The organism is Pseudomonas sp. Irchel s3h9 (assembly GCF_900187475.1).
GTDB lineage: Bacteria > Pseudomonadota > Gammaproteobacteria > Pseudomonadales > Pseudomonadaceae > Aquipseudomonas > Aquipseudomonas neuropathica.
Window position 1 is genome coordinate 291,009 of the sequence record NZ_FYDH01000002.1, and the last position, 25,876, is coordinate 316,884.

22 protein-coding genes and 4 tRNA genes are annotated in these 25,876 nt (G+C 59.9%); 3 read left to right on the forward strand and 23 right to left on the reverse strand.

Annotation, left to right across the window (positions count from 1 at the left end; all coding sequences use genetic code 11):
• Positions 1-4: 4 nt before the first annotated feature.
• A complete protein-coding gene (locus CKW26_RS04290) occupies positions 5-373 on the reverse strand; it encodes an SPOR domain-containing protein (RefSeq protein ID WP_095047641.1) in 369 nt (122 codons plus the stop codon).
• A 249-nt stretch (positions 374-622) separates the two neighbouring features.
• On the opposite strand from CKW26_RS04290, the gene csrA reads away from it, so the two are divergent.
• Positions 623-817, forward strand: a complete 195-nt coding sequence (gene csrA, locus CKW26_RS04295; RefSeq protein WP_003179932.1) for a carbon storage regulator CsrA — start codon at positions 623-625, stop codon at positions 815-817.
• 225 nt (positions 818-1,042) lie between these two features.
• On the opposite strand, the gene CKW26_RS04300 is transcribed toward csrA, so the two are convergent.
• A complete protein-coding gene (locus CKW26_RS04300) occupies positions 1,043-1,498 on the reverse strand; it encodes a DUF2214 family protein (RefSeq protein ID WP_095047642.1) in 456 nt (151 codons plus the stop codon).
• Between CKW26_RS04300 and CKW26_RS29340 the strand changes: the two genes are divergently transcribed.
• Positions 1,487-1,699 carry a hypothetical protein gene (locus CKW26_RS29340; protein WP_141231846.1) on the forward strand — a complete coding sequence of 71 codons (213 nt, stop codon included), beginning with the start codon at positions 1,487-1,489 and terminating at the stop codon, positions 1,697-1,699. The two genes, CKW26_RS04300 and CKW26_RS29340, sit on opposite strands and share 12 nt — an antisense overlap.
• A 404-nt stretch (positions 1,700-2,103) precedes the next feature.
• Here CKW26_RS29340 and CKW26_RS04305 read toward each other — a convergent pair.
• Positions 2,104-2,180, reverse strand: a tRNA-Val gene (locus CKW26_RS04305).
• Between the two features lie 183 nt (positions 2,181-2,363).
• Between CKW26_RS04305 and CKW26_RS04310 the strand changes: the two genes are divergently transcribed.
• Entirely contained in the window at positions 2,364-3,647 is a 1,284-nt protein-coding gene (locus CKW26_RS04310) for an FAD-binding oxidoreductase (RefSeq protein WP_093432114.1), read from the forward strand.
• A 42-nt stretch (positions 3,648-3,689) separates the two neighbouring features.
• On the opposite strand, the gene CKW26_RS04315 is transcribed toward CKW26_RS04310, so the two are convergent.
• From CKW26_RS04315 to leuB, 20 genes are all read right to left on the reverse strand, one after another.
• A complete protein-coding gene (locus CKW26_RS04315; protein WP_095047643.1) occupies positions 3,690-4,661 on the reverse strand; it encodes an XdhC family protein in 972 nt (323 codons plus the stop codon).
• Between the two features lies 1 nt (position 4,662).
• Complete coding sequence (locus tag CKW26_RS04320) at positions 4,663-5,898, reverse strand: cytochrome c (protein WP_095047644.1); 1,236 nt, start codon at positions 5,896-5,898, stop codon at positions 4,663-4,665.
• A 2-nt stretch (positions 5,899-5,900) separates the two neighbouring features.
• Complete coding sequence (locus CKW26_RS04325) at positions 5,901-6,440, reverse strand: (2Fe-2S)-binding protein (RefSeq protein ID WP_038369461.1); 540 nt, start codon at positions 6,438-6,440, stop codon at positions 5,901-5,903.
• On the reverse strand, positions 6,433-9,264 hold the full coding sequence (locus CKW26_RS04330) for a xanthine dehydrogenase family protein molybdopterin-binding subunit (RefSeq protein ID WP_095047645.1): 2,832 nt from the start codon (positions 9,262-9,264) through the stop codon (positions 6,433-6,435). The genes CKW26_RS04325 and CKW26_RS04330 overlap by 8 nt, the downstream gene beginning before the upstream one ends.
• A 499-nt stretch (positions 9,265-9,763) precedes the next feature.
• Positions 9,764-9,840, reverse strand: a tRNA-Asp gene (locus CKW26_RS04335).
• Positions 9,841-9,933: 93 nt separating this feature from the next.
• Positions 9,934-10,010: transfer RNA gene (locus CKW26_RS04340), tRNA-Asp, on the reverse strand.
• Positions 10,011-10,066: 56 nt separating this feature from the next.
• Positions 10,067-10,142, reverse strand: a tRNA-Val gene (locus CKW26_RS04345).
• 216 nt (positions 10,143-10,358) lie between these two features.
• Positions 10,359-11,135, reverse strand: a complete 777-nt coding sequence (locus tag CKW26_RS04350) for an SDR family oxidoreductase (RefSeq protein ID WP_095047646.1) — start codon at positions 11,133-11,135, stop codon at positions 10,359-10,361.
• A complete protein-coding gene (locus CKW26_RS04355) occupies positions 11,132-12,343 on the reverse strand; it encodes an O-succinylhomoserine sulfhydrylase (protein ID WP_095047647.1) in 1,212 nt (403 codons plus the stop codon). Before CKW26_RS04355 ends, CKW26_RS04350 begins: the two co-directional genes overlap by 4 nt.
• A 73-nt stretch (positions 12,344-12,416) precedes the next feature.
• The gene (gene purF, locus CKW26_RS04360; protein ID WP_016984539.1) at positions 12,417-13,922 is read right to left on the reverse strand and encodes an amidophosphoribosyltransferase; all 1,506 of its coding nucleotides are present in this window, start codon (positions 13,920-13,922) and stop codon (positions 12,417-12,419) included.
• A 41-nt stretch (positions 13,923-13,963) separates the two neighbouring features.
• Positions 13,964-14,524, reverse strand: coding sequence for a CvpA family protein (locus CKW26_RS04365; RefSeq protein ID WP_007913461.1), 561 nt, complete (start codon positions 14,522-14,524; stop codon positions 13,964-13,966).
• Between the two features lie 98 nt (positions 14,525-14,622).
• Positions 14,623-15,273, reverse strand: coding sequence for an SPOR domain-containing protein (locus CKW26_RS04370; protein WP_095047648.1), 651 nt, complete (start codon positions 15,271-15,273; stop codon positions 14,623-14,625).
• Entirely contained in the window at positions 15,257-16,564 is a 1,308-nt protein-coding gene (gene folC / locus CKW26_RS04375) for a bifunctional tetrahydrofolate synthase/dihydrofolate synthase (protein ID WP_095047649.1), read from the reverse strand. The genes CKW26_RS04370 and folC overlap by 17 nt, the downstream gene beginning before the upstream one ends.
• Positions 16,561-17,481: an acetyl-CoA carboxylase, carboxyltransferase subunit beta gene (gene accD / locus CKW26_RS04380; RefSeq protein ID WP_007913458.1), complete on the reverse strand. Its 921-nt coding sequence runs from the start codon at positions 17,479-17,481 to the stop codon at positions 16,561-16,563. Before accD ends, folC begins: the two co-directional genes overlap by 4 nt.
• Positions 17,482-17,685: 204 nt before the next feature.
• Entirely contained in the window at positions 17,686-18,312 is a 627-nt protein-coding gene (locus CKW26_RS04385; protein WP_095047650.1) for a phosphoribosylanthranilate isomerase, read from the reverse strand.
• Positions 18,313-18,377: 65 nt separating this feature from the next.
• Positions 18,378-19,202, reverse strand: coding sequence for a tRNA pseudouridine(38-40) synthase TruA (gene truA, locus CKW26_RS04390; protein WP_034152768.1), 825 nt, complete (start codon positions 19,200-19,202; stop codon positions 18,378-18,380).
• 269 nt (positions 19,203-19,471) lie between these two features.
• The gene (locus CKW26_RS04395) at positions 19,472-22,120 is read right to left on the reverse strand and encodes a FimV/HubP family polar landmark protein (RefSeq protein ID WP_095047651.1); all 2,649 of its coding nucleotides are present in this window, start codon (positions 22,118-22,120) and stop codon (positions 19,472-19,474) included.
• 208 nt (positions 22,121-22,328) lie between these two features.
• Positions 22,329-23,339, reverse strand: a complete 1,011-nt coding sequence (locus CKW26_RS04400; protein WP_093432083.1) for an aspartate-semialdehyde dehydrogenase — start codon at positions 23,337-23,339, stop codon at positions 22,329-22,331.
• A gap of 244 nt (positions 23,340-23,583) precedes the next feature.
• On the reverse strand, positions 23,584-24,696 hold the full coding sequence (gene asd, locus CKW26_RS04405) for an aspartate-semialdehyde dehydrogenase (protein ID WP_007913448.1): 1,113 nt from the start codon (positions 24,694-24,696) through the stop codon (positions 23,584-23,586).
• A gap of 66 nt (positions 24,697-24,762) precedes the next feature.
• Positions 24,763-25,845, reverse strand: a complete 1,083-nt coding sequence (gene leuB, locus CKW26_RS04410) for a 3-isopropylmalate dehydrogenase (RefSeq protein ID WP_003226430.1) — start codon at positions 25,843-25,845, stop codon at positions 24,763-24,765.
• Positions 25,846-25,876 lie beyond the last annotated feature (31 nt).

Below are 25,876 nucleotides of genomic sequence, written 5' to 3' on the forward strand. Positions count from 1 at the left end.
TCGTTTACGGCGTGAGCGGATGCTCGACCAGCACCGACTCAACGTTCTGCTTCTTGGCCTTCACCAACGCCGCATCCACTTGCACCTTACGTGCTTCAGCTTCAGCCTGAGAGTTGAACGGACCAATCAGAATTCGCGTTTTTCCGCTGCCGTCCTTGATCACCGTAGGCACGAAGGCGTGCTCGATCAGCCAGCCACTCAGGTCGCTGACAGCCTGTGGCGTTTCGCCGCGCACTTCTAGATCCCATTGTGGTGCTGCAGCCGCCGCCGGCGCGGTTACTGCAGCCGATTGTGGTTTTGGCGCCTCTACATTCTTGCCTTCACCACACCCTGCCAATACCAGTGCCGCGACTACCCAAACCAATTTGCGCACAACGCTTTCCTCGAAATTCTCAAAGCCGCGATCTTATCATTCATAAATACTTCGCGAGCCCCGCAAAATGGGCACAAAACAACGAGATTGATGCTTGCAGCCTCTGTATAGTTACGCCCTGGGAATTAATGCCGCTTCTGCGCGTCAGAAAGAGGCACCCAAACCGTGAGACTTCGCACTAATCTATACGTACACCGACCTCTGCACTGTCTGAATCAGGTGCCCTACAAAGCAATCAAGGAGAAGACCATGCTGATACTCACCCGCAAAGTCGGTGAAAGCATAAACATTGGTGATGACATTACGATCACCATTCTGGGCGTAAGCGGCCAACAGGTCCGCATTGGTATCAACGCTCCGAAAAACGTTGCCGTGCACCGTGAAGAGATTTACCAGCGCATTCAGGCTGGCCTGACCGCCCCGGACAAGCCACAAACTCCCTGAGCCAGATCGCAGTCAGTAGCCAGTCCGTTTACCTTGTGGAATGACTGGCTAGAGATTCACGCGCCGTATTGCCATCCGCTCCCCACTCTGTTGGGCACGGCGCCTGACACGCAAAACCCGACTCCCCTTCCTACCTCTCCCCGCATGCTCTTGCTGCCCGATACTACCTGCCATCCCCGAGGCTGGCTGTCGGACATTTCCGATAGAGCGCAGAGAATTCGCCCTCTAACCGAATGTCACACCACGTGCCATGCCTGTGGCCGCAATCACCATCAGCACCAGCAACAACGCCTCGACATGACTGATTCGTGCGTACAGCTTCGCGCGCCCGGTATCGATTGCTGCGCCGCGTGCGGAAGCGATCCGCCACTTGACCAACGCGATCATCGGGGCGAGTTCTACAATCAGGATCAGCACGAACAGCGTCATCTTCAGATGAAACAGTGGCTGATCAAGATAATAGTCAGTGCCCTTTTCAAAGCCTCCAAAAGCCCGCATCCCGCCTGTCACCAGCAGAACCAATGCAGAGATGCCCCATAGGTTATCGGCCTGCAAAACTCGCCGGGCCTCGCCTGAACCGGCAGCAAGGCGATTAAACGCCGTGCCACGCGTCAGCACCGCCCAAAAACCCAAGGCAAATGCCAGCAGATGAACAGCTGCAAGAAACCAATGAACCAGCATCGATACCCCCTCATTGCAGAGTTGAAAATCGGCCAGTCAGTAGTAGTTGAAAAAACAAGGATCTGCCTGCGGGGTGTCACCAGGCTTTCAGGAAAGATCGAAAGGAGAAATTTCAGCCAGTTGAGGCAAATCGCAGGCAAAAAAAATCCCAAGCAGCTGATGGAAGCTTGGGATTTAAAAATGCATAAACCGTGGTGGTGAACGCGGGACGAATGTTACTTAATCCCACGAACAGTAACAACATTTTTTTGATAACTGGCTGGTTAGTAACACTCGTAACCTGTTCAATATCCACACTTTTTCAAAGGGCGCTGGCGACGAACGGTGAATCGTCAACCAACTGCCTGACCCGACGACGCAGAAATTCGATCATAGGTGGGAGGCACGACGAAGACTTGCGCACGCCATTCAGCAAGGCCCGCTAAACGGTGAAGCACGACTCGCAGTGGATCAACAGGCCTCGCATGGAATTTCGAATGCCCTGAGATCGACTAAACGCGGAGTCCAGCTAGCGCCCTGAGGAGGGTTTTGAAAATCGCAGACAACAAAAAAGGGCACACCTTTCGGTGAGCCCTTCTAGACCGCCCAGCAGAGCGGATTTTGTTTGGTAGGCGCGATTGGACTCGAACCAACGACCCCCACCATGTCAAGGTGGTGCTCTAACCAACTGAGCTACGTGCCTGCTGTGAGGCGGCATTCTACGGAATTCCGGAGGGGTGTCAACACCTTTTTTTCACCTAACCCTATGAATATGCAAAATATTTAATTTCGGCTCGCCGACGCAGATTTTCCGGTGGCTGGCGGAGGTTTTTCAACTCGGGTAGGATCGACGCACTCGTAAAATATATTAAACAGAGGCTGCAGGATGGCGAACACCCCTTACCCAGAGTCTTATTACGCTGCGTCGGCCAATGCCGTACCGCCCCGCCCTGCCTTGCAGGATGATGTGGAGACGGACGTCTGTGTGATCGGCGCCGGGTATACCGGATTGTCCTCAGCGCTGTTCCTGCTGGAGAACGGTTTTCGCGTCACCGTGCTGGAGGCGGCCAAGGTCGGGTTCGGCGCCTCCGGGCGTAATGGCGGGCAGATCGTTAACAGTTATAGCCGTGACATTGATGTGATCGAACGCAGCGTCGGCCCCAAGCAAGCGCAACTGCTCGGGCAGATGGCATTCGAAGGTGGCCGGATCATTCGCGAGCGCGTGGCCAAGTACAACATTCAATGCGACCTGAAGGACGGCGGCGTGTTCGCCGCGCTGACGGCCAAACAGATGGGCCACCTGGAGTCGCAGAAGCGCCTCTGGGAGCGCTTCGGTCATACGCAACTGGAACTGCTCGATCAGCGCCGCATTCGCGAAGTGGTTGCGTGCGATCAGTACGTCGGCGGCATGCTCGACATGAGCGGTGGGCACATCCACCCGCTGAACCTTGCGCTGGGCGAAGCGGCGGCAGTCGAGTCTCTCGGCGGCACGATCCACGAACAATCACCCGCCGTGCGCATCGAGCGCGGCGCGAACCCAGTTGTACACACGCCGCAGGGCAAGGTCAGGGCCAAATTCATCATCGTCGCGGGCAATGCCTACCTCGGTAATCTGGTGCCGGAGCTTGCGGCCAAATCGATGCCGTGCGGCACGCAAGTCATCACCACCGAGCCACTGGGTGATGAGCTGGCGAAAGCGCTGCTGCCGCAGGACTACTGCGTCGAAGACTGCAATTACCTGCTCGACTACTACCGCCTCACGGGCGACAAACGCCTGATCTTCGGCGGCGGCGTGGTGTATGGCGCGCGCGATCCGGCGAACATCGAAGCAATCATCCGCCCGAAAATGCTCAAGGCCTTCCCGCAGCTCAAGGATGTGAAGATTGACTACGCCTGGACCGGAAACTTCCTGCTGACCCTGTCGCGCTTGCCTCAGGTTGGACGCCTGGGCGACAACATCTATTACTCGCAAGGCTGCAGCGGCCATGGCGTGACATACACGCATTTGGCAGGCAAGGTCCTCGCCGAAGCGTTGCGCGGCCAGGCCGAGCGTTTTGATGCGTTTGCCGATTTGCCGCACTATCCGTTCCCCGGCGGACAACTGTTGCGCACGCCGTTTGCCGCACTGGGTGCGTGGTATTACGGGCTACGCGATAAATTCGGGATGTAAAAAAGGGCCGCTGATCGCGGCCCTATTTATTGAACTCAGCACTCAGAGCTGATCCCGAGCAATCCCGCTACGGATCCGCAGGATATCCGCCAGCACCGCCAAGGCAATTTCCGCTGGCGTCTTGCTGCCGAGGTTAAGGCCAATCGGCGCATGAATCCGCGCCAACTCCGCCTCGCCCAAGCCGCCAATCCGACGCAAACGCTCGAAGCGCTTCTGTGACGTCTGCAGCGAGCCCATCACGCCAATGTAGAACGCTTCGGTGCGCACCGCCTCCATCATCGCCAGGTCATCGATACGCGGATCGTGAGTGAGCGCTACGACCGCCGTATCACGATGACAGCCACCATCAGCAATAAACACCGACGGCAATTGCCGACGAATTTCCACGCCATCCAGCGCCACGCCTTCCAGCACCTCATCGCGCGGATCACAGAGAATCACCTCAAACCCGAGGCCGACAGCAAACTCGGCACACGCTTGCGCCACACTGGAATACCCGGCGAGCAACAAGCGCTGCGCCGCGCCAACGCGAATGCGCACCCGATCAATCTCACGCTCAATCCGCGCACCCTGCTCGCGATCAGCGAACAGACTGCGCGCACCGCTGGCCAGATCGACCTCGCGAATCAAACGGCGCTGACCGAGCAGCGCCGACTCCAATTCACGCAGATGCGCCTGCACCTCGCAGTCGGCGTCAAATTTCTCTACCAATACATCAAGGATGCCACCGCAGGGCAGACTGACCCGCGAGCGCGGATCGTCGCCTTCGCCGTAACGCACGACATTCACCGCATCGAGAAACGCACCTTCGGCGACGCGCTCGAGAAAATCCTCCTCGACGCAGCCGCCGGACAGCGAACCGATCCACTGTCCGCTGTCATTCACTGCCAGCAGCGAACCCGGCGCACGCGGTGCCGAGCCGTAAGTGGTCAGCACAGTGCAGAGCCAGATGCGCTGCCCCGCCACCGACCACTCCAGCGCTCGCCGCACCACTTGTAGATCGAGATGCTGCATGTCAGTGCGCCTTGTGCTCGATGGACGGTGCGTCGGCTTGCAGCTTCTGCACTTCACTCACCGCCAACTCAGCGGATTGACCACCCCAACCTTGACGCAGGTAGTTGAGCAGATCAGTCAGTTGCTCAGGACTGAGCTTGCCAGCGAAGCCCGGCATCGGTTGCATGTGCTCGAACCCGGAAAACTTCTGCTCGCCGATACCATCCTCGATCACGCGCAACAGGTTGCGTGGGTCTTCCAGGCGCAACGTGGTATTACCGCGCATGGCCACCGCGATATGCGGCTTGCCTTCGCCACCGACCGCATGGCAACCGGCGCAGACGTTCAGGTATTCCTGCTGGCCGCGCTGGGCGCTGGCGCTGAGTTTCTCGACTGGCACTTCAACGAGGGCTTTGGCTGCCGGCGGTTTGTCGCCGAGCAGGAACGTCGCCATGGCCGCCAGATCGGCATCGCTCAGGCCTTGAGTGCTGTTGTGGAACACCGGGAACATCTCGTTGAACATCGTCCCTTGCGCACTCATGCCGTGCTTGAGGAACGTGCCGAGGTCCTGCTCGTTCCAGCCGCGAGCGGCCAGATCGGTGGCCAGCAGGCTCGGCGCCAGATAACCATTGAGGATGCCGCCAGTCAGACGCTTGTCCAGCTGCATTGCGCCCTGGAGGCTACGCGGCGTGTGGCATTCGCCGCAATGACCGAGCACTTCGACCATGTACTGGCCGCGCTTCCAGGCTTCGCTTTTGCCTTCGGCCGGCTCCAGTTTCAGGGCTTTGCCGTACATCATGTTCCAGCCGATCAGGCCCGGACGCACGTTAAACGGGAAGCTCAGGCTGGTGACCGGGGCTGCACGCTCGATGGGCTCGATGGTTTTCAGATACGTATGGATCGCATCCGAGTCTTCACGCGGCATCAGGTGATACGAGGTATACGGCATCGCCGGATACAAATTCGCGCCATCGCGACGCTTGCCTTCAGTCAGCGCCGCGAAGAACTCATCATCGTTGTACAAACCGATGCCGTGCTCTTTGCTCGGGGTAATGTTGGTGCCGTAGATCGTGCCGAACGGCGAGACGATCGGCAGGCCGCCGGCAAACGGCGCGCCGCCCGGTGCAGTGTGGCAAGCCATGCAGTCAGCGGCGCGGGCGAGGTATTCGCCGCGCTTGACCTGGTCATCGGCGTGGGCAAACAACAGCGGCGCAGCAAGGCCGACCGCCAAGGTCAGGCGGGTCAGTAAAAGCTTCATGCTTAACCCTCCTTGACCAGGCCGAGATCGGTCAGCACGTTGCGGGTGGCGTTGTAGTAACGCACGTACCCGGTGCAACGGCAGACGTGATGGCCGAGGCTGTCCTCGATGACTTGTTCGAGCTTGCTTTGCACGGTCGGCTGGCGCTGCAGCTTCTCGACCAGCACGGTCGCGGCGTTGACGAAGCCTGGTGCGCAGTAGCTGCACTGGAAGGCGAACTCGTCGACGAAGCGTTGCTGGATTGGATTCAGCTCGGTGACCTGACCGCTCTCGTCACGCTTGGCGTGAGATTCGATGGTGCGGACTTTCTTGCCTTCGAAGTAGTGCGCACCAGTGATGCAGGTGCGTACTTCTTCACTGGTCCCGTCCGGGTTATCGACGATCACCACGCAGGCGTGGCAGATGCCCTGGCCGCAGCCCAGGCGCGAACCGGTGAGGTTCTTGTATTCGTGCAGGTAGTCGATCATCGGCAGGTCATCAGGGATGTCCACCGGGCCGACGGATTGACCATTGAGGGTCAGTTGAAGCGGACGGTTAGCCATTGAGGGCCTCCTTGATGCGCGCAGCAGTGATTGGCAGATCGCGAACACGTTTACCGATGGCGTGCGCCACGGCGTTACCGATGGCACCGACGATCGGGATCATCACCACTTCGGCGATGCCTTTGGACGGATCACTTGGCGACAGCGCCGGCAGAATCTCCGACGTCTGTTTCCATACGGCAACGTGACGCGCCATCGGCAAACGGTAACGGTTGAAGTTCCAGTCACCCTCCCCCGGTCCACCTTCATACAGCGGCATTTCTTCCATCAAGGCGTGGCCGATGCCCATGGCGATACCACCTTCGAGCTGGCCCTTGACCAGTTCCTCGACCAGCACCCGACCGCACTCGACCCACGAATGGTGGTTGAGCACTTCGACTTCCGCCGAGCCTTTGTTGACCTTCAGTTCAACCAGTGTCGCGACCGGGCTGTAGTAAGTCACGGCAGCGTTGTTCAACTGGACAACCGGGTAATTGATGTTCTGGCGATCCAACAGGTGGAAACCAGCGGTGTTCATCAGCGCCTTCTTCGCCTTCGGCGCGCCATCGCCATATTTCACCGCCAGACCGTCGAGCGGCAGACGCTCGCGCACGCCGTCGATGCTGTATTCGGCCTCGGCCCAGCTCCAGCGGTTGAATGCGTGAACTGTGGCGCCGGTCACCAGACCACGCTCATGAGCGTGTTTGGCCAGTTCTTCGAAGCTCAACGGTTGCATGCCGTTGGCTGTGAGTTTGCCGTCGACCCAATGCGCATCTTCGCGACGCACGACGTAAGGGTTGGCTTGGCCGCCATAGGGGCCCTGACGCCAGATTTCCATGGCCGCCGGCCACAGACCGTTATTGAACAGCACGCGTGCCGCTTCACGGGTGGCGTGACTGAAGTAGTACGCCGAGTTGGTCGCCGACGAGGCCGAAGCCAGTTTGCCGACCCAGCGCGGGTTGCGCAGCAGGCTGTCCTGCTCGGCCTGACTCATGATGTAAGGGTTGCCGCTGGTGATCAGCTGCATTTCCTTCCATTCGGTTTCGCCGGTCTTCACTTCGTGCGCCGGGCTACCGAGGAAATCGGCCACCACCAGCGCCTGCGAGGTAGACATGCCAGTGCCGATCTCAATGCCGATATGACGCAGAGTGATGCGACCGTCAGCAGTGAATTCGATGCTGGCCATCGGCGCTTCGGAACCGGTGCCGAAGTCTTTCTGGCAAATGGCAAAACCAACGCCGTACCAGTTGTCCGGGTCGGCCGCTTCGCGCTGTTTCTTGATCGCGTCGCGGTTTTTCCAGACTTCGTGCACCGCGGCCTTGTCGAGAATTTCATGCAGGCGCAAGGCACCGGCCGGGATCGCGCCTTGCGTGTTTTTCATACCGGAACGCAGGGCGTTCTTGCGACGCAGGTCGATCGCATCGACACCGAGACGGTTGGCGATTTCATCGACCATCATCTCGGTTGCCGCCATGCTTTGCAGGGTGCCGTAACCGCGCATCGAACCGGCCTCAACGCCACGCGAGTGGTAAGCGGTGACTTGCAGGTCGTTCTGCGGCATGTAGTAGATCGATTGCGCCGCCGTGGCACCTACTGCTGCTACGGATGGGCTGTAATTGATTCGGCCGCCACCGTCGACGCTCATCTCAGCGCGGAAAATCTTGAAGGTGTAGTCATTCTTGTCCACGGCCAACTGGTAGCGGATGTCGAATGGGTGGCGCTTGATGCCACTCTGGAACTGCTCGTAGCGGTCGTTGGCCAGACGCACTGGCACACCCGCGCCATACAGCGCCGCCAGGGCTGCGTAGTAGACGAAGATGTTGTGGTCTTTGGATCCGTAACCGACGGTGTAACCCGGGTGCATGTTCAGGTTGTCGAGGCCAAAGCGCGACGGCGCGATCATTTTCGCGGTTTCGGTCGCTGCCTCCAGCGGGCACTGGGTGGCCACGACGAAATGCAGGGTTTTGGTTTTCGGGTCGTACCAGCCGTTGCCGTTGTCCGGCTCCATGGCGGCCGGCTCAATCGACGGGGTCTTGTAGCGCTCGTCGAACACCAGCCAGTTGTCCGACGGCGTGTCGATCTCTTGCTTCATGCGGTCGGCGTAGAACAAGCCGCGCTCGGTCAGATTGCCGTGCAGGTTCGGCTGGGAATTCCACACCGGACGACGGTTCTTCAGCATCGGGAACAGGATCGAGTCTTTGAGGCTGGCGAATTCGTCTTCGTCGGCCGAGGTCGCGCCGCCGACGCGCACGTAGCGGAAGCTGCCGTAGGGGTCGCCTTCGTAGAACGGCACTTTGGCACCGTAACGAATCGCTTTGTCATTGAATTTGAGTTTGTTCTTCGCCTGACGGAAACGCTCGAAGTCGTTCCAGATCAGGATTGCCACCGGGTGACCGATGAACATCGGCACTTTGCCTTCTGGCAGCAGTGGATCCGGCGCGTGCTCTTCGGGGAAGACGATACCGTCCTTGTCCAGATCAGCGGCGGTGACAATGCGGTCAGGCTGCAAGTCAGCGCCAAGCCACGACAGGTCGTAGCCGTCGTAGATGCGGTCAGCCTTGATGGTTTTCAGCAGCATGGCGTGGCCTTGCTGCTCGGGCCAGCCCGGCATGTCCTTGGAACGGATGTCGCGGGCAAAGACTTTGCTGCCGCAGACCTTGGACAGTGCGTCGTTACGCTGACGCGCCTTGCCGTTGCTGCCGAGCCACTTCTCGGACGGCACGGTGACAGTGTTTTCCATCAAGGCAGCCAGCGCCTGACTGCTGAGCGGCGTGAGCGTGACGCTCACACCCGCCACCAGCCCGCCCTGGAGAAACGAGCGCCGGGATATTTCACGGTTGGACATGGATCATCCTCTGGGCGGTTATGTGTCCGCCCTTCTGGTTATCTACTGGGGAATCTCGAGTCTTGCAGAAGCCTTTCTTGGCTAAACGAAAGGCGTGATGACAGTGCAAAGCTGACCGAAAGGTTAACTTTAAAGGTTTCTGCGCTCGCAGCAAACAACCAGTTACAAAAATTTGACTAAAGGATCAGAAAATCAATGCGACGTGAGACCGCAGCAGATTACCAAACCAATAGATATCCCCCCTGTGGGAGCGAGCCTGCTCGCGAAGGCGTAGTGTCAGCCAGCACATTATTAGCTGACACACCGCTTTCGCGAGCAGGCTCACTCCTACAGGGATTTGTATTGGATTCAGGATTTAGGCAGGAGAAAAAGAGGTGGATAGCCAAATTTCAGACACAAAAAACCCCGGTCTTTCGACCAGGGTCTTTGCTATCGATTCCGAATCAACCAAGTGTTGCTTTCGGTGCTTCAAGGCGTTCAGTGGTCCTTGGAGCAGATATGGCGCAGCGGACGGGACTCGAACCCGCGACCCCCGGCGTGACAGGCCGGTATTCTAACCGACTGAACTACCGCTGCGTATCGCTTTGAGCTTGCGCTCAAGTAACTCGTGTTGACTGCAAGCTTCGGTGCTTTGCAATCGCGAACCAGACAAGTCTGATTCGTAAAATATGGCGCAGCGGACGGGACTCGAACCCGCGACCCCCGGCGTGACAGGCCGGTATTCTAACCGACTGAACTACCGCTGCGCGTCGGTGCAGGCACTTTCAGCCTACGCTCTTGCTTACGCAAGTTTCTCGGGGAGTGGTGGGTGATGACGGGATCGAACCGCCGACATTCTGCTTGTAAGGCAGACGCTCTCCCAGCTGAGCTAATCACCCGTTTGCATCTCCGAGGCCGCGAAATTTACGCAGGTAGCGAACCTAAGTCAATAGCAGGATTGAAGTTTTTCTGAAAAAGACGAAATTGTTTCGATCCTGCAAGACCGCCCTCTCGAGCAAGCTCGCTCCCACAGGGGATTGCATTCCAAATGCGGGAGCGAGCTTGCTCGCGAAGGCGTCAGTTCATTCAACGCAAATTCAGGCGAAAAAAACGACCTACTCGCTGTAGATCATCTTTTTCGTCATGCCGCCGTCGACGACAAATTCCTGCCCGGTAACAAACCCGGCATTCCTCGACAGCAACCAGGCAACCATCGCAGCTACATCCTCGACCGTCCCTACCCTGCCCGCAGGATGCTGAGCATGGTCGGCATCGGCCAATGGCTCAGCGCGACGCGCAGAAGGATCACGCGCATCAATCCAGCCCGGACTGACGGCGTTAACACGAATCTCCGGCCCCAGACTGATCGCCAACGCATGCGTGAGCGCCAGCAAACCGCCCTTGCTCGCCGCATAAGCCTCGGTATCAGGCTCTGATTGCCCGGCACGGGTCGACGCCAGGTTGACGATCGAACCGTTGTGCGCACGCAGATACGGCGCACAGTGCTTGGCCAACAGCATCGGCCCACTGAGATTCACCGCCAGCACCCGATTCCAGTAAGCCAGATCTAGGCTTTCCAGTGTGATGTTGTGCGGATCAGCGACCGCCGCGTTGCACACCAGTGCATCGAGACGACCAAACTGACCCAGCACTTCAGCCACGCCGAGCGCCACCTGACTTTCCTCGGCAACGTCCATGGCAATAAACCAGGCGTTTTCACCCAGCACTTTCGCCACTTTTGAACCGCGCGCCCGATCCAGGTCGGTCAACACGACTTGCCAGCCCTCGCTGATCAGCCAGGCAGCGATGCCCAGACCGATACCGCGCGCAGCACCCGTGACCAGCGCAACGCGGCCATGGGTACCTGCTGTCGGCGTAGACAACTCGATCACAACGCGGCCAGACCGCGCGCCAGGTCGGCTTGCAGGTCAGCGACGTCTTCCAGACCGACCGCGATGCGAATCAGGCTGTCACGGATGCCCGCCGCTTCACGCTCTTGCGGCGCCAGACGGCCGTGAGAGGTGGTGCTTGGGTGCGTGATCGTGGTCTTGCTGTCGCCGAGGTTGGCGGTAATCGAAATCAGCCGGGTCGCATCGATGAAGCGCCAAGCGCCCTCTTTGCCACCTTTGACTTCAAAGCTTACAACCGCACCGAAACCCTTCTGCTGACGCTGGGCCAGTTCGTGCTGCGGATGGCTCTTGAGACCGGCGTAATGCACCTTCTCAATGCCGTCCTGCTGCTCCAGCCATTCAGCTAGCGCCTGAGCATTCGCGCAGTGCGCCTTCATCCGCAGGTTCAGGGTTTCCAGACCTTTGAGGAAGATCCACGCGTTGAACGGACTCAAGGTCGGCCCGGCAGTGCGCAGGAAGCCGACGATTTCTTTCATCTGCTCGCTGCGACCGGCAACCACGCCGCCCATGCAACGCCCCTGGCCGTCGATGAACTTGGTCGCCGAATGCACAACGATGTCAGCACCCATTTTCAGCGGCTCCTGCAACGCCGGGGTGCAGAAGCAGTTGTCGACTACCAGCATCGCGCCCTTGGCGTGGGCGATTTCAGCCAGTGCGGTGATATCGACCAGCTCAGCCAAAGGATTGGACGGAGATTCGACGAAGAGCAGTTTGGTGTTCGACTTGATCGCCGCATCCCAACCCGAAAGGTCAGCCAGCGGTACGTAATCGACTTCAACGCCGAAACGCTTGAAGTACTTCTCGAACAGGCTGATGGTCGAACCGAACACACTGCGCGAAACCAGCACGTGATCGCCAGCGCTGCACAGACTCATCACCACCGCCATGATCGCGGCCATGCCGGTGGCGGTCGCCACGGCCTGCTCGGCGCTTTCCAGCGCAGCGATGCGCTCTTCGAACGCGCGCACGGTCGGGTTGGTGTAACGCGAGTAAACGTTGCCCGGCACTTCCCCGGCGAACCGTGCGGCCGCGTCGGCAGCGGTGCGGAACACATAGCTGGAGGTGAAGAACATCGGATCACCGTGCTCGCCTTCCGGCGTACGGTGCTGACCGGCACGTACGGCCAGGGTATCGAACGCTACGCCTTCGAGGTCGCTGTCCAGCCGACCGGCATCCCATTCCTGACTCATGCTGTCACTCCTTGCCCTGTTCTCGAAAATTGAAAGTCAGATACAAAACCGGCCCCTCAGGGCCGGTGATAACTCAGTTGTTGTACAGATCGATGATCGCACTGACCGCCTGGGTCTTGACCTTCGAGGCATCGTTGCGTGCCTGCTCGATCTTGTCCAGGTAAGCCTCGTCGACGTCACCGGTAACATACTTGCCGTCGAACACCGCGCAATCGAAATTCTCGATCTTGATCTTGCCGCCGCCAACCGCTTCGATCAAGTCAGGCAGGTCCTGATAGATCAGCCAGTCAGCGCCGATCAAATCCGCCACGTCCTGAGTCGAACGGTTGTGTGCGATCAGTTCGTGCGCGCTTGGCATGTCGATACCATAAACGTTCGGGAAGCGTACCGCTGGCGCTGCCGAGCAGAAGTAGACGTTTTTCGCGCCGGCTTCGCGGGCCATCTGGATGATCTGCTTGCAAGTGGTGCCGCGCACGATCGAGTCGTCGACCAGCATCACGTTCTTGCCGCGGAATTCCAGCTCGATGGCGTTAAGCTTCTGGCGAACCGACTTCTTGCGCGCCGCCTGGCCCGGCATGATGAAGGTACGACCGATGTAACGGTTCTTGACGAAACCTTCGCGGAATTTCACGCCCAAGTGGTTGGCCAGTTCCAGTGCCGCGGTACGGCTGGTGTCCGGAATTGGGATAACCACGTCGATGTCGTGCTCTGGACGCTCGCGCAGGATCTTCTCGGCGAGTTTCTCACCCATGCGCAGGCGAGCCTTGTAGACCGACACGCCGTCGATGATCGAGTCCGGACGCGCCAGGTAGACGTGTTCGAAAATGCACGGGGTCAGGGACGGATTGGTCGCGCACTGACGGGTGTGCAGCTTGCCGTCCTCAGTGATGTAGACCGCTTCGCCCGGCGCCAGGTCGCGAATCAGGGTGAAACCGAGCACGTCCAGCGAAACGCTTTCGGAGGCGATCATGTATTCAACGCCTTCGTCAGTGTGACGCTGACCGAACACGATCGGGCGAATGCCGTGCGGGTCACGGAAACCGACGATGCCGTAACCGGTCACCATGGCGACTACCGCGTAACCGCCGACGCAACGGTTGTGCACGTCGGTCACGGCGGCAAACACGTCTTCTTCGGTCGGTTGCAGCTTGCCGCGCTGGGCCAGCTCATGGGCGAACACGTTGAGCAGCACTTCCGAGTCGGAACTGGTGTTGACGTGACGCAGATCGGATTCGTAAATCTCTTTGGCCAACTGCTCAACGTTGGTCAGGTTACCGTTGTGCGCCAAAGTGATGCCGTAAGGCGAGTTGACGTAAAACGGTTGGGCTTCGGCCGAAGTCGAGCTACCCGCAGTCGGGTAACGGACGTGGCCGATCCCCATGTGACCGACCAGACGCTGCATGTGACGCTGTTGAAACACGTCACGCACCAGGCCATTGTCCTTGCGCAGGAACAACCGGCCATCATGGCTGGTCACGATACCGGCAGCGTCCTGGCCGCGGTGCTGGAGCACGGTTAGCGCGTCATACAGCGCCTGATTGACGTTCGACTTACCGACGATACCGACGATGCCACACATGCGACGCAACCCCTACTTAATGGATCTGAACTGAACAACACTCACTGAGGCGTTTTCGCCGACGGCAAGAGTTGCTCCTTGAACGGAATATCAGCGGGTACGCTGATTCCGCTGGCAAGCCACTGACTGCTCCACCCGAGAATCAGGTTTTTGGACCAATCAGCGACCAATAGAAATTTTGGTACGAGCTGTGATTCTTTCCACCACCCGTCCTGCTGTACCGGCCCCAGGCTCAACAGCCCGACCGCCACGACCACCAGCAACACGCCACGCGCAGCGCCGAAGGCCATGCCGAGGAATCGATCGGTCCCGGACAACCCGGTGACGCGAACCAACTCGCCGATAAGATAATTGATCATTGCGCCCACGATCAGTGTGGCGACAAACATGATGGCACAGCCCGCGATCACGCGAGCCGATGGGGTTTCGATGTATCCGGCGAGGTACTCGGACAATGAGCCACCGAACATCCAGGCGACGACTCCTGCGATGATCCAGGTCACCAGCGATAATGCTTCCTTGACGAAGCCGCGGCTCAAACTGATCAAAGCGGAGATGGCGATGATTGCAACGATCGCCCAGTCAACCCAGGTAAATGGCACAGTGCAGCCTACAGACGGATAAGGCGGCGCATTTTAGCAGAGCGCATGCCTCTCGGTAAGCTGCGATTGTCAGTGCATTTCAATCGAGGCGATAGTTTTTAGCCGCGCTCTGGCTGGAAGCGCACGACAAAACCCTTGAGGTTCTGCTGACGCCCCAATAGATCACGCAGACGATCAGCCTCGGCACGCTCGATCAGCGGGCCGACAAACACCCGATTCTTGCCATCGGCCGAACGAATATAGGCGTTGTAGCCTTGGCTGCGCAGGGTTTTCTGCAAGCTCTCGGCGCTGGCGCGGCTCGACAGACTGGCCAACTGCACCGACCAGCTCACCGACAGGCCATTGGCATCGACGCGGCTTTGCGTGGTGTCCGGCTTGGTCGAGGCCGCAGTGATCGGCTGAGCAGGCGCCGGAATCGGCTTGGCCACCGCCGGCGGCGCAACAGGCTTGGTGATCATGATGGGAGCCGTCGGCGTCGCTGCGACGGGCGCAGCAGACGCCGCGTCTTCGGCGACCTCTTCATCCGTTGGCACTGGCTCCTGCGGCAAGGCTTGCGGCTCGGGAACAGCCACCGTTTCCATCTGCACTTGCGGCACGACAGGCGCTTGCGGCGCGGCGGGTGCTTCGACGGTCACCTGACGTTGCTCGTCCTGACGGGAAAACAGCATCGGCAGGAAAATCACTGCCAGCGCGACCAGCACCAAAGCGCCAACCATGCGCTGCTTGTACGCTTTATCCAGCAAAGCCATTTGCCGCTTCCTCCGTGGAGCGCCGGGCCAGCCATTCAAGGGCCTCGGCGACACAATAAAATGATCCGAACAACAGAATCTCGTCGTCACTGGTGGCTACTGCGCACTGCCCTTCCAGCGCAGCGGCGACACTGTCGTAAGACGTGACCGACGCACCAAGGTTCTGCAATGCAGCGTTTAATTCAGCCACCGGACGGGCACGCGGAGAATCCAGCGGCGCCACCGCCCAATGCTCGACACTAGCATTCAATTCGCTGACAACACCATCCAGATCCTTGTCGGCCAACAGACCAAACACCGCCAGGCGCTTGCCGACCGGTGGTCGCGAGGCCAGACGACGGGCCAGATACTCGGCGGCATGCGGGTTATGCCCCACATCCAGCAACAGATTCAGGCGTTTGCCGTTCCACTCGAATGAGCGGCGATCCAGTCGCCCGACCACGCGAGTGTCCTGCAACGCAGCGACAATCTGCGACGCATCCCACGGCAAACCGAGCAGCAGATACGCCTGCAACGCCAGTGCGGCGTTTTCCATCGGCAGATCGAGCAGCGGCAAGTCACGCAGCTCAACAGCCTGACCGCGCGCATCGGTGCCGCGCCATTGCCAGTGCTGATCAGTGATGCCGAGATCGAAGTCGCGCCCGCGCAGGAAGAACGGACAAGCCAGTTCACGCGCCTTGTCGAGCAATGGTTGCGGAGGATTCAGATCGCCGCACAAGGCAGGTTTGCCCTGACGGAAAATTCCGGCTTTCTCGAAAGCCACGGATTCGCGGGTGTCGCCCAGATAATCGGCGTGATCGACGCCAATGCTGGTGACCAGTGCGATATCGGCATCGACCACGTTGACCGTGTCCAGACGCCCGCCCAGCCCGACTTCCAGCACCACCGCATCAAGCCCGGCTTGCTGAAACAGCCAGAACGCCGCGAGGGTGCCCATTTCGAAGTAAGTCAGGGAAGTGTCGCCGCGGCCGGCCTCGACTGCTGCAAAGGCTTCGCACAGCTGCGCGTCAGTGGCCTCGACGCCATTGAGCTGCACCCGCTCGTTGTAACGCAGCAGGTGCGGAGAATTGTAGACACCAACGCTCAGGCCCTGCGCGCGCAGCAATGAAGCCACGAAAGCGCAGGTCGAACCCTTGCCGTTGGTGCCGGTGACCGTAATCACCCGAGGCGCCGGCTGGCCCAGCCCCATGCGGGACGCTACCTGTTGCGAACGCTCCAGGCCCATGTCGATGGCCGACGGATGCAACTGCTCAAGGTAGGCGAGCCATTCGCCAAGGGTGCGCTCGGTCATAGGCCAGCAGGTACCGGTGGAACCACAATCGGCTCGATTGGCGCGGCGACGAATTTCGGCGTCGGCTTGCCAGTCATTTGTGCCAGCAGGTTACCCAGACGTGGGCGCAGTTCCTGACGGTGGATGATCATGTCGATCGCGCCGTGCTCCAGCAGGAACTCGCTGCGCTGGAAGCCTTCCGGCAGCTTCTCACGCACGGTTTGTTCGATAACGCGCGGACCAGCGAAGCCGATCAGAGCTTTCGGCTCACCAACGATCACGTCGCCAAGCATCGCCAGACTCGCGGAAACACCGCCGTAGACCGGGTCGGTCAGTACGGAGATGAACGGAATGCCTTCTTCACGCAGACGCGCCAGCACAGCCGAAGTCTTGGCCATCTGCATCAGCGAGATCAGCGCTTCCTGCATGCGCGCTCCACCGGAGGCGGCGAAGCAGATCATCGGGCAGCGGTTTTCCAGCGCGTAGTTGGCGGCGCGAACGAAGCGCTCACCGACGATGGCGCCCATGGAACCGCCCATGAAGGCGAATTCAAAGGCCGAAACCACCACCGGCATGCCCAGCAAAGTACCGCTGACCGAGATCAGCGCATCTTTTTCGCCGGTCTGCTTCTGTGCAGCGGTCAGGCGATCCTTGTACTTCTTGCCGTCGCGAAATTTCAGACGGTCAACCGGCTCCAGATCGGCGCCCAGTTCGTTGCGACCTTCGGCATCGAGGAAAATGTCGATGCGCGCACGTGCGCCGATGCGCATGTGATGGTTGCATTTAGGGCAAACGTCCAGGGTCTTTTCCAGCTCTGGACGATACAACACCGCCTCGCAAGACGGGCATTTGTGCCACAGACCTTCAGGGACCGAGCTCTTCTTGACCTCGGAACGCATGATCGAAGGGATCAGTTTGTCTACTAACCAGTTGCTCATGCTTTCTTTCTCCAGTACCGGCGGCCCGAACGCTCTGGTTCGCAGCCCCGCGTATGCCCTTCAGCTAAATTCATGTGTGTGGCGATGGTTGCCGGACTGCCACGATCAGCGCGAAACATGACCTGCGTGCCATCCAGAAACCCTCAGCCGCGCCTGCTTTGTGCAAGTGCATTGATGGACGGCGGCAGACTGCCAGCCGTCACATCAATATGGCGCTTTGCGTACCGCGTTGATGAACGCGTGAATCTTTGCGTGATCCTTGATGCCCTTGCTCGCCTCTACCCCACCGCTGACGTCTACCGCGTACGGTTTCACCCGAGCCACGGCGTCTGCAACGTTCTCCGGGGTCAAACCACCCGCGAGAATCAACGGCTTGCTCAAACCTTGCGGAATCAATGACCAGTCAAAGGCCTCACCGGTTCCGCCGGGCACGCCCTCGACGTAGGTGTCGAGCAGCACGCCACTGGCGCTCGGATAGGCATCAACCGCAGCCGCAATGTCATCGCCGGCCTTGACCCGCAACGCCTTGATGTACGGACGATGCCAGCCTTCGCAGTCTTCAGCGACCTCGTCACCATGGAACTGCAACAGATCCAGCGGTACGGCATCGAGGATTTCCCCCAACTCGCAGCGGCTGGCGTTGACGAACAAGCCCACGGTGGTCACGAACGGCGGCAATGCCTGAATAATCGCCCTCGCCTGCTGCACGGTTACCGCACGTGGACTCTTGGCGTAGAACACGAACCCGATCGCATCCGCCCCGGCCTCAACGGCGGCCAGCGCATCTTCTATGCGGGTAATCCCGCAGATCTTGCTGCGAACGGCTGGCATATCGAGAAAAACTCCGAGGTAAAATCCGGGAAAGTCCCGGATGGTAACAAAAGCGTTCGAGGGCGTCAGCCGTCAAGTTCGGAGAAACCCGTAAGGAAATGTGGCCCGATAAAACGCTCGGGCAACGGGAATTCGTCGTGGTACTCGACCTGCACCAGATACAAGCCGTACGGATGCGCCGTAACGCCACCGGAACGGCGCTCGCGGCTTTCCAGCACTTCCTTCATCCACTCCACCGGCCGCTCTCCGGCTCCAATGGTCATCAGCACACCGGCGATGTTGCGCACCATGTGATGCAGGAACGCGTTGGCGCGTATATCGAGCACGATCATCTTGCCGTGACGGGTCACGCGCAGGTGATGCATTTTTTTGATCGGCGACTTGGCCTGGCACTGGCCGGCACGGAAGGCACTGAAATCGTGGGTGCCAATCAGGTACTGCGCGGCTTCGGCCATGCGCTCGACGTCGAGCGGGCGATGGTTCCAGGTGATTTCTTCGTTGAGATGCGCCGGGCGGATCTGGTCGTTATAGATCACATAGCGGTAGCGCCGGGCGATGGCTTTGAAGCGCGCGTGAAAATGCGCCGGCATCACCCGCGCCCAACTGACACTGATGTCGTGAGGCAGATTGATATTGGCGCCCATGACCCAAGCTTTCAGCGAACGATCGACGGTCGTATCAAAGTGCACCACTTGCCCACAGGCATGCACGCCGGCATCGGTGCGCCCGGCACACTGTAGCGAAACCGGTGAATTGGCGACTTTCGACAGCGCTTTTTCGAGTTCTTCCTGCACCGTCGCCACACCCGTCAACTGACGCTGCCAGCCGCTGTAGCGCGAGCCTTTGTACTCAACGCCCAGTGCGACGCGGTAAAAGCCGTCGGGGGCCATTTCGGCGACCGGGTTATCTATGTTTGCCAAGGTGGGACAGCCTGCTGTTTGTGCAAAGGCGGGCATTATAAGGCTGTGGTTCAGGGATGCCAGAGTTCTCTATCAGCAGTGCCGGCCTCTTCGCGAGCAAGCTCGCTCCCACAGGGGAATGCATTTCAAAGGTGGGAGCGAGCCTGATCGCGAAGACGGCAAATCAGACAACCCATAATCCAACCGAAACAAAAACGGCAGCCTCACCGGGCTGCCGTTTTTGATTTACCGCTGTGAACTTAAGCCAGGTTCGAGAGCATTTCCTTGGCCTCGCCTCGTTGCTTCTCGTCACCCTCGGTCAACACTTCGTTGAGGATGTCGCGCGCACCATCGCTGTCGCCCATGTCGATGTAGGCCTGAGCCAGATCGAGCTTGGTCGCCGCTTCGTCGGTGCCGGCGAGGAAGTCGAAATCATCTTCGCCCAGATCATCACCCTTCATTGCATCGGCTTCGGTGAAGGTCGGTTCAGCGATGCTTTGCGACAGGCGATCCAGTTCAGCGTTGACGTCATCCAGCTCAGCAGCGAACGCATCCGGTTCGGCCGCTGGATTGCTGTCCATTTCGTCGGCCAGCGACAGATCGAAATCGGCCGGCAGCTCCAGATCATCTTGTGGCACGTCAGCCACCACTGGCGCCTCGACCGGCGGCAGATCCTTCACGCCTTCGTCCAGGTCCAGCAGGAAGTCATCGTCCGCCAGATCAACCGCTGGAGCTGCCGGCTCGGCACCGAGGTCCAGATCGAGGTCGAAGTCCGACAGATCATCCAGATTCTCTTTGATGTCGGTCTGCTGTTGCAGCACCGATTCGAAGCTCAGGTCGTCGTCCGCCGGGAATTCGTCCAGCTCGACCGGCGCTTCAGGCTCAACCACCGGCGCAGGCTCTACCGGCGTGATGTTGTCGAGATCGTCCAGGCTCAGATCAAACGCGCTGTCGAGGTCGTCTTCCACTGGCGCTGGCGCCGGTGCTTCAGGCTCATCGAGCAGCAGATCCTTGACGTATTGCGCGTCCAACTCGGCAGCCACGGCGGCAGCGGCCAGACCACTGGCAGCGACGACGGCCATGGCCGGGAAGCGGCTTTTCAGTTCTTCGACCTTGGCGAAGTTGTCGCCGTTGGCCACCAGCTGACGCTCCTGACCGACGAACGCGTCGCGGTCGCCCTGCTGACCGTAGACTTCCATCAGCTTCAGACGCAGATCACTGCGCTGCGGCTCCAGGCTGACGCCCTCTTCGAGCAGCGCGGCAGCCTGATTCAGGCGACCGGCGTTGATATGCGACTGCGCCTTGTCGAGCACGTCATCGGATCGCTCGGCGGCGGGAGCTACCAGCGGCGCGGCAATCGGCTCAGCCATCACGATCGGGGCAACTACCGGAGCCACGACTGGAGCAGGAGCAGGCGCCGGGGTGTTGAGCTTGACGCTCGCCGCAGGAGTTTCCAGACCTTCGAAGCTGCTTTCCGGCAGATCCTGCTCGGCGGAGAAATCTTGCTCTTCCGACAGCGCGCGGGCCATGCGCATGTGTTTCTCGGCCTCTTGCTGTGCTTTGCGGCGACGCGCCAGCAGCAACAACAGGAGCAGCAGAACCACAGCACCGCCACCCACCAGACCCAGCAGGATCGGATTGGTCAGCAGTTCGTTGAAGGTTTTCTCGTCTTCGGCAACCGGTTTCGGCGCGACCACTGGCTCGACGACTGGCGTTTCAGCCGGTGGTGCAATGGCGGACTCTGGCGTCGGCGCTGCGTCTGCCGGAGTAGCTGGCGGGGTGGCGGCCAGCTCAGCCGTGATTGCAGGCACCGCCGGTGCGGCAGGATTGGTGGCCGGCGCAGCGCCCGCGCCTTCAGCTTGCAGTTTTGCCAACTGATTGTTCTTCAGCTCGATCAGCTTTTGCAGCTTGTCCAGCTGACTCTGCAGATCAGACATGCGGCTTTTCAGTTCCTCGTTGTCACGACGGGTCGTGTCGAGGCTTTCCTGAGTCACCGCGAGCTTGTTGCTCAGTGCCTTGGCATCACCTGCCGGGCCTTTGCCGCGCGCCTTGGCGCTCTCAGCGGAGACCAGGCTCAGATTGTCCTGGGCGTTCTGTGCTGCACCGGTGTTACCGCGACCACGGTTGGTCGCATCGAGCTGCTGCTGACCAGTGCCCGGTTTGGCCACATAACGACGGCCCTGACGCCAGGCTTCGTTCTGCGCAGCGACTTCGGCAATCGCTTTCGACTGCGGCAATGCCGTGCTTTGCACCGCATCCGGCAGACGCAACACCTGGCCGGTTTTCAGGCGGTTGATGTTGCCACCGATGAATGCATCCGGGTTCAGCGCTTGAATGGCCAGCATGGTCTGCTGCACCGAGCCGCCGGTACGCGCCTTCGCGGCGATTTCCCACAGGGTATCGCGCGGCGTGGTGGTGTATTGCGTCGGGTGCGTGGCGCCAGTGGTCGGCGCGGCGATGGTCTGCGACGGCGCTGGCTGTGCGGCGGCGTCAGCGGTCTGTGGCGAGAACTTCGACGGATCCAGCAGCACGCTGTAGTCGCGCAGCAGACGGCCGTTCGGCCACATCACCTGCACGAGGAATTTGACCATCGGCTCGGACAACGGCTTGCTCGACGTTACGCGCAGCACGCTTTTGCCGCTGGCGTTGAGCACCGGGGTAAAGGTCAGATCGTTGAGGAAGGCCTGGCGGTCGACGCCGGCCTTGGCAAAATCTTCGGGTGACGCCAGGCTCGGCACCACTTCGGCAGCAGTGAGATCCTTGACGTCGAGCAGCTCGATTTCAGCCACCAGCGGCTGGTTCAGGGTCGACTTCAGGGTCAGCTCCCCGAGCCCGAGGGCATGCGCCATACCGGAGGACAGCGCCGAGGCGGCCGCTATTGCTAACACCAGTTTGCGAACTTGAACCATAGCCTCATCCTTTGTTTGAACGTTCCTCGGCCAGCGAGAAGATGTTGAATACCGCTGCCGTAAGGCATTGCGCGCGACGACGACAGATGTCGCGCGCGATCATTTCTTTGATGCCCCGGAATGTCCCGGAGGGTGACACGTTATCAAGCGATCTGGGCAAGCATAGCGCTCACCTAGAATCAGTCGACAAATTGTTGCCAAGTATCTTTTACAGCAGGTCTTTTATCAACAATTCAGCCACCTGCACAGCGTTAAGGGCCGCGCCTTTGCGTACGTTATCTGACGTCAGCCACAGATTTAGTTCCGCCGGATCGTCGACACCGCTGCGCACGCGACCGACATAGACAACATCCTGCCCTACCGCGTCACCGACCGCAGTCGGGTAATCACCGGCCTCGACCAGCTCGATACCCGGCGCATCTTCGAGTGCAGCGTTGACTTTTGCCAGGTCGACAGCCGACGTTGACTGCAAGGTCACGCTAAGGCTATCGCCAAAAAACACCGGGGCTTGAACGCAAGTTGCGGAAATCTTTAATAAAGGCTTGGCCAGCACCTGACGCAACTCGCGCACCAGACGTTTTTCCAGCAGCGTATGGCCCTGCGCGTCGGGCGTGCCGACCTGAGCCAGCAAGTTGAACGCCATCTGCCGATCAAAGAACGTCGGCTCCAATGGACGCATGTTCAGCAGCTCGGCGGTCTGCCGCGCCAGCTCGGTCACGGCTTCGCGTCCCTGGGCGGAAACGGCCAGATTGGCGGTGACGTTGACATATTGCAGGTCAAGCAGATCAAGCAGTGGCGCCAATACCACGGCGAGCGAAGTGGCCGACGGGCTTGGGCTGCTGATCTGAAACGGCGCTTTCAAACCAGCGAGCACTTCGGCGTTGGCTTCGGGTACTACTTGCGGCGCCTGATCGGCCGGCAGCGCGCCGGACAAGTCGATCAGCGAGCAACCGGCGGCGTGGGCACGGGCGGCGTAGCTCAGGGTAATCGCCGGGCCTGCGGCGAAAAACACCAGTTTGACCTTGCTGAAATCGAACTCGTCGACTTCGCGAACGCGCACGTTCTTGTTGCGGTACAGCACCGAGCTGCCGGCGGATTCGCTGCTCGCCAGCAGGTGCAGGGTACCGACCGGGAAGTCGCGTTCTTCGAGAATCTGCACGAGGGTTTCGCCGACAGTACCGGTGGCGCCGATCACGGCAATATCTAGGGTCTGGGTCATGGTGCGAGCCTCTGGCGAAACGGGGGGAGCGGCACTTTACCGGGTGACTGGCGCACAGGCAATTTCTGCCCACCCAGATCGTTCCCACGCTCTGCGTGGGAATGCCACATCGGACGCTCTGTGTTCGGCTTGTAAAGGGACGCGGAGCGTCCCGGGATGCATTCCCACGCAGAGCGTGGGAACGATCGGTATAAAAAAACCCGCACCTCTTTCAAGGCACGGGTTCTTTCATTACTTCAAGCAATCAACGCTCAAGCAAAATCCGCAGCATGCGACGCAGCGGTTCGGCCGCGCCCCACAGCAGTTGGTCGCCGACGGTGAAGGCACCGACGAACTGCGAACCCATGTTCAGCTTGCGCAGACGACCCACCGGCACATTCAGGGTGCCGGTAACCTTGGTCGGGCTCAGCTCCTGCATGCTGATCTCGCGCTGGTTTGGCACCAGTTTGACCCAAGGGTTGTGCTGGCTGATCAGCCCTTCGATATCGGCGATCGGCACGTCTTTGTTCAGCTTGATGGTCAGCGCCTGGCTGTGGCAACGCATCGCACCGATGCGCACGCAGATGCCGTCGACCGGAATCGGGCTCTTGAAGCGGCCGAGGATCTTGTTGGTCTCGGCTTGGGCCTTCCACTCTTCGCGGCTCTGGCCGTTCGGCAGTTCCTTGTCGATCCACGGGATCAGGCTGCCGGCCAGCGGTACGCCGAAGTTTTCGGTCGGGTACGCTTCGCTGCGCATGGCGTCAGCGACACGACGGTCGATGTCGAGGATCGCGCTGGCCGGATCGGCCAGTTGATCGGCGACAGCGGCGTGGGTCGCGCCCATTTGCTTGATCAGTTCACGCATGTTCTGCGCGCCGGCACCGGAGGCCGCCTGATAGGTCATGGCACTCATCCACTCGACCAGACCGGCCTCGAACAGACCGCCCAGGCCCATCAGCATCAGGCTGACGGTGCAGTTGCCGCCGATGTAGTTCTTGGTGCCCGCGTCGAGCTGCTGGTCGATGACCTTGCGGTTGACCGGGTCGAGAATGATGACCGCGTCATCGTTCATGCGCAGGCTCGAGGCCGCGTCGATCCAGTAACCCTGCCAGCCGGCTTCGCGCAGCTTGGGGAACACTTCGCTGGTGTAGTCGCCGCCCTGGCAGGTCAGAATCACGTCGAGGGTCTTCAGCTCGTCAATGCTGTAAGCATCCTTGAGCGGAGCAATGTCCTTGCCCACGGACGGGCCTTGGCCACCGACGTTGGACGTGGTGAAAAACACCGGCTCGATTAGATCGAAATCCTGCTCTTCCAGCATCCGCTGCATGAGCACGGAACCGACCATCCCGCGCCAACCGATCAGACCTACACGTTTCATCGCAACTACACCTTCTTGAAAAGTGGGCCGCTGCTTTGTATTGAATTTCGCAGCGGGCCCGAGAGATTACAGATTCCGCAGCGCGGCGACTACTGCGTCGCCCATTTCCTGCGTACCGACTTTGGTGCAACCGGCCGAATAGATGTCGCCAGTACGCAGCCCTTGATCAAGGACAACGCTGACAGCTTTTTCGATAGCATCGGCCGCGTCGTGCAGATTGAAGCTGTAACGCAGCATCATCGACACCGACAAAATAGTCGCCAACGGGTTGGCGATGCCTTTGCCAGCGATGTCCGGGGCTGAACCGTGGCAAGGCTCGTACATGCCCTTGTTGTTGGAATCCAGCGAGGCCGACGGCAGCATGCCGATGGAACCGGTGAGCATCGACGCTTCGTCGGAGAGGATGTCGCCGAACATGTTGTCGGTGACGATCACGTCGAACTGCTTCGGCGCGCGCACCAGTTGCATGGCGGCGTTGTCGACGTACATGTGGCTCAGTTCGACTTCCGGGTAATCCTTGGCCACTTGCTCGACCACTTCACGCCACAGTTGGCTGGACGCCAGCACGTTGGCCTTGTCCACCGAGCAGAGCTTCTTGCCACGGACCATGGCCATGTCGAAACCGACGCGGGCGATGCGGCGGATTTCGCTTTCGCTGTACGGCAGCGTGTCGTAGGACTGACGCTCGCCGTTTTCCAGGGTACGGGTGCCGCGTGGCGCACCGAAGTAGATGCCACCGGTCAGTTCTCGGACGATGAGGATGTCCAGGCCAGCAACGATTTCCGGCTTCAGGCTCGAAGCATCGGCCAGTTGCGGGTACAGAATCGCCGGACGCAGGTTGCCGAACAGGCCCAGTTGCGCACGGATTTTCAGCAGGCCACGCTCAGGGCGGATGTCACGCTCGATGGTGTCCCATTTCGGGCCGCCGACGGCGCCCAGCAACACGGCGTCAGCAGCGCGGGCACGGTCGAGGGTTTCGTCGGCCAGCGGCACGCCGTGCTTGTCGATGGCGGCGCCACCGATTACGTCATGGCTCAGCTCGAAGCCCAGGCTGTATTTGTCGTTGGCCAGCTCCAGCACCTTGACCGCTTCGGCCATGATTTCCGGACCAATACCGTCACCTGGGAGAATCAGAATCTGCTTGCTCATGCTTTCCTCGTGTCTTCAGTCGGTGCGCCTC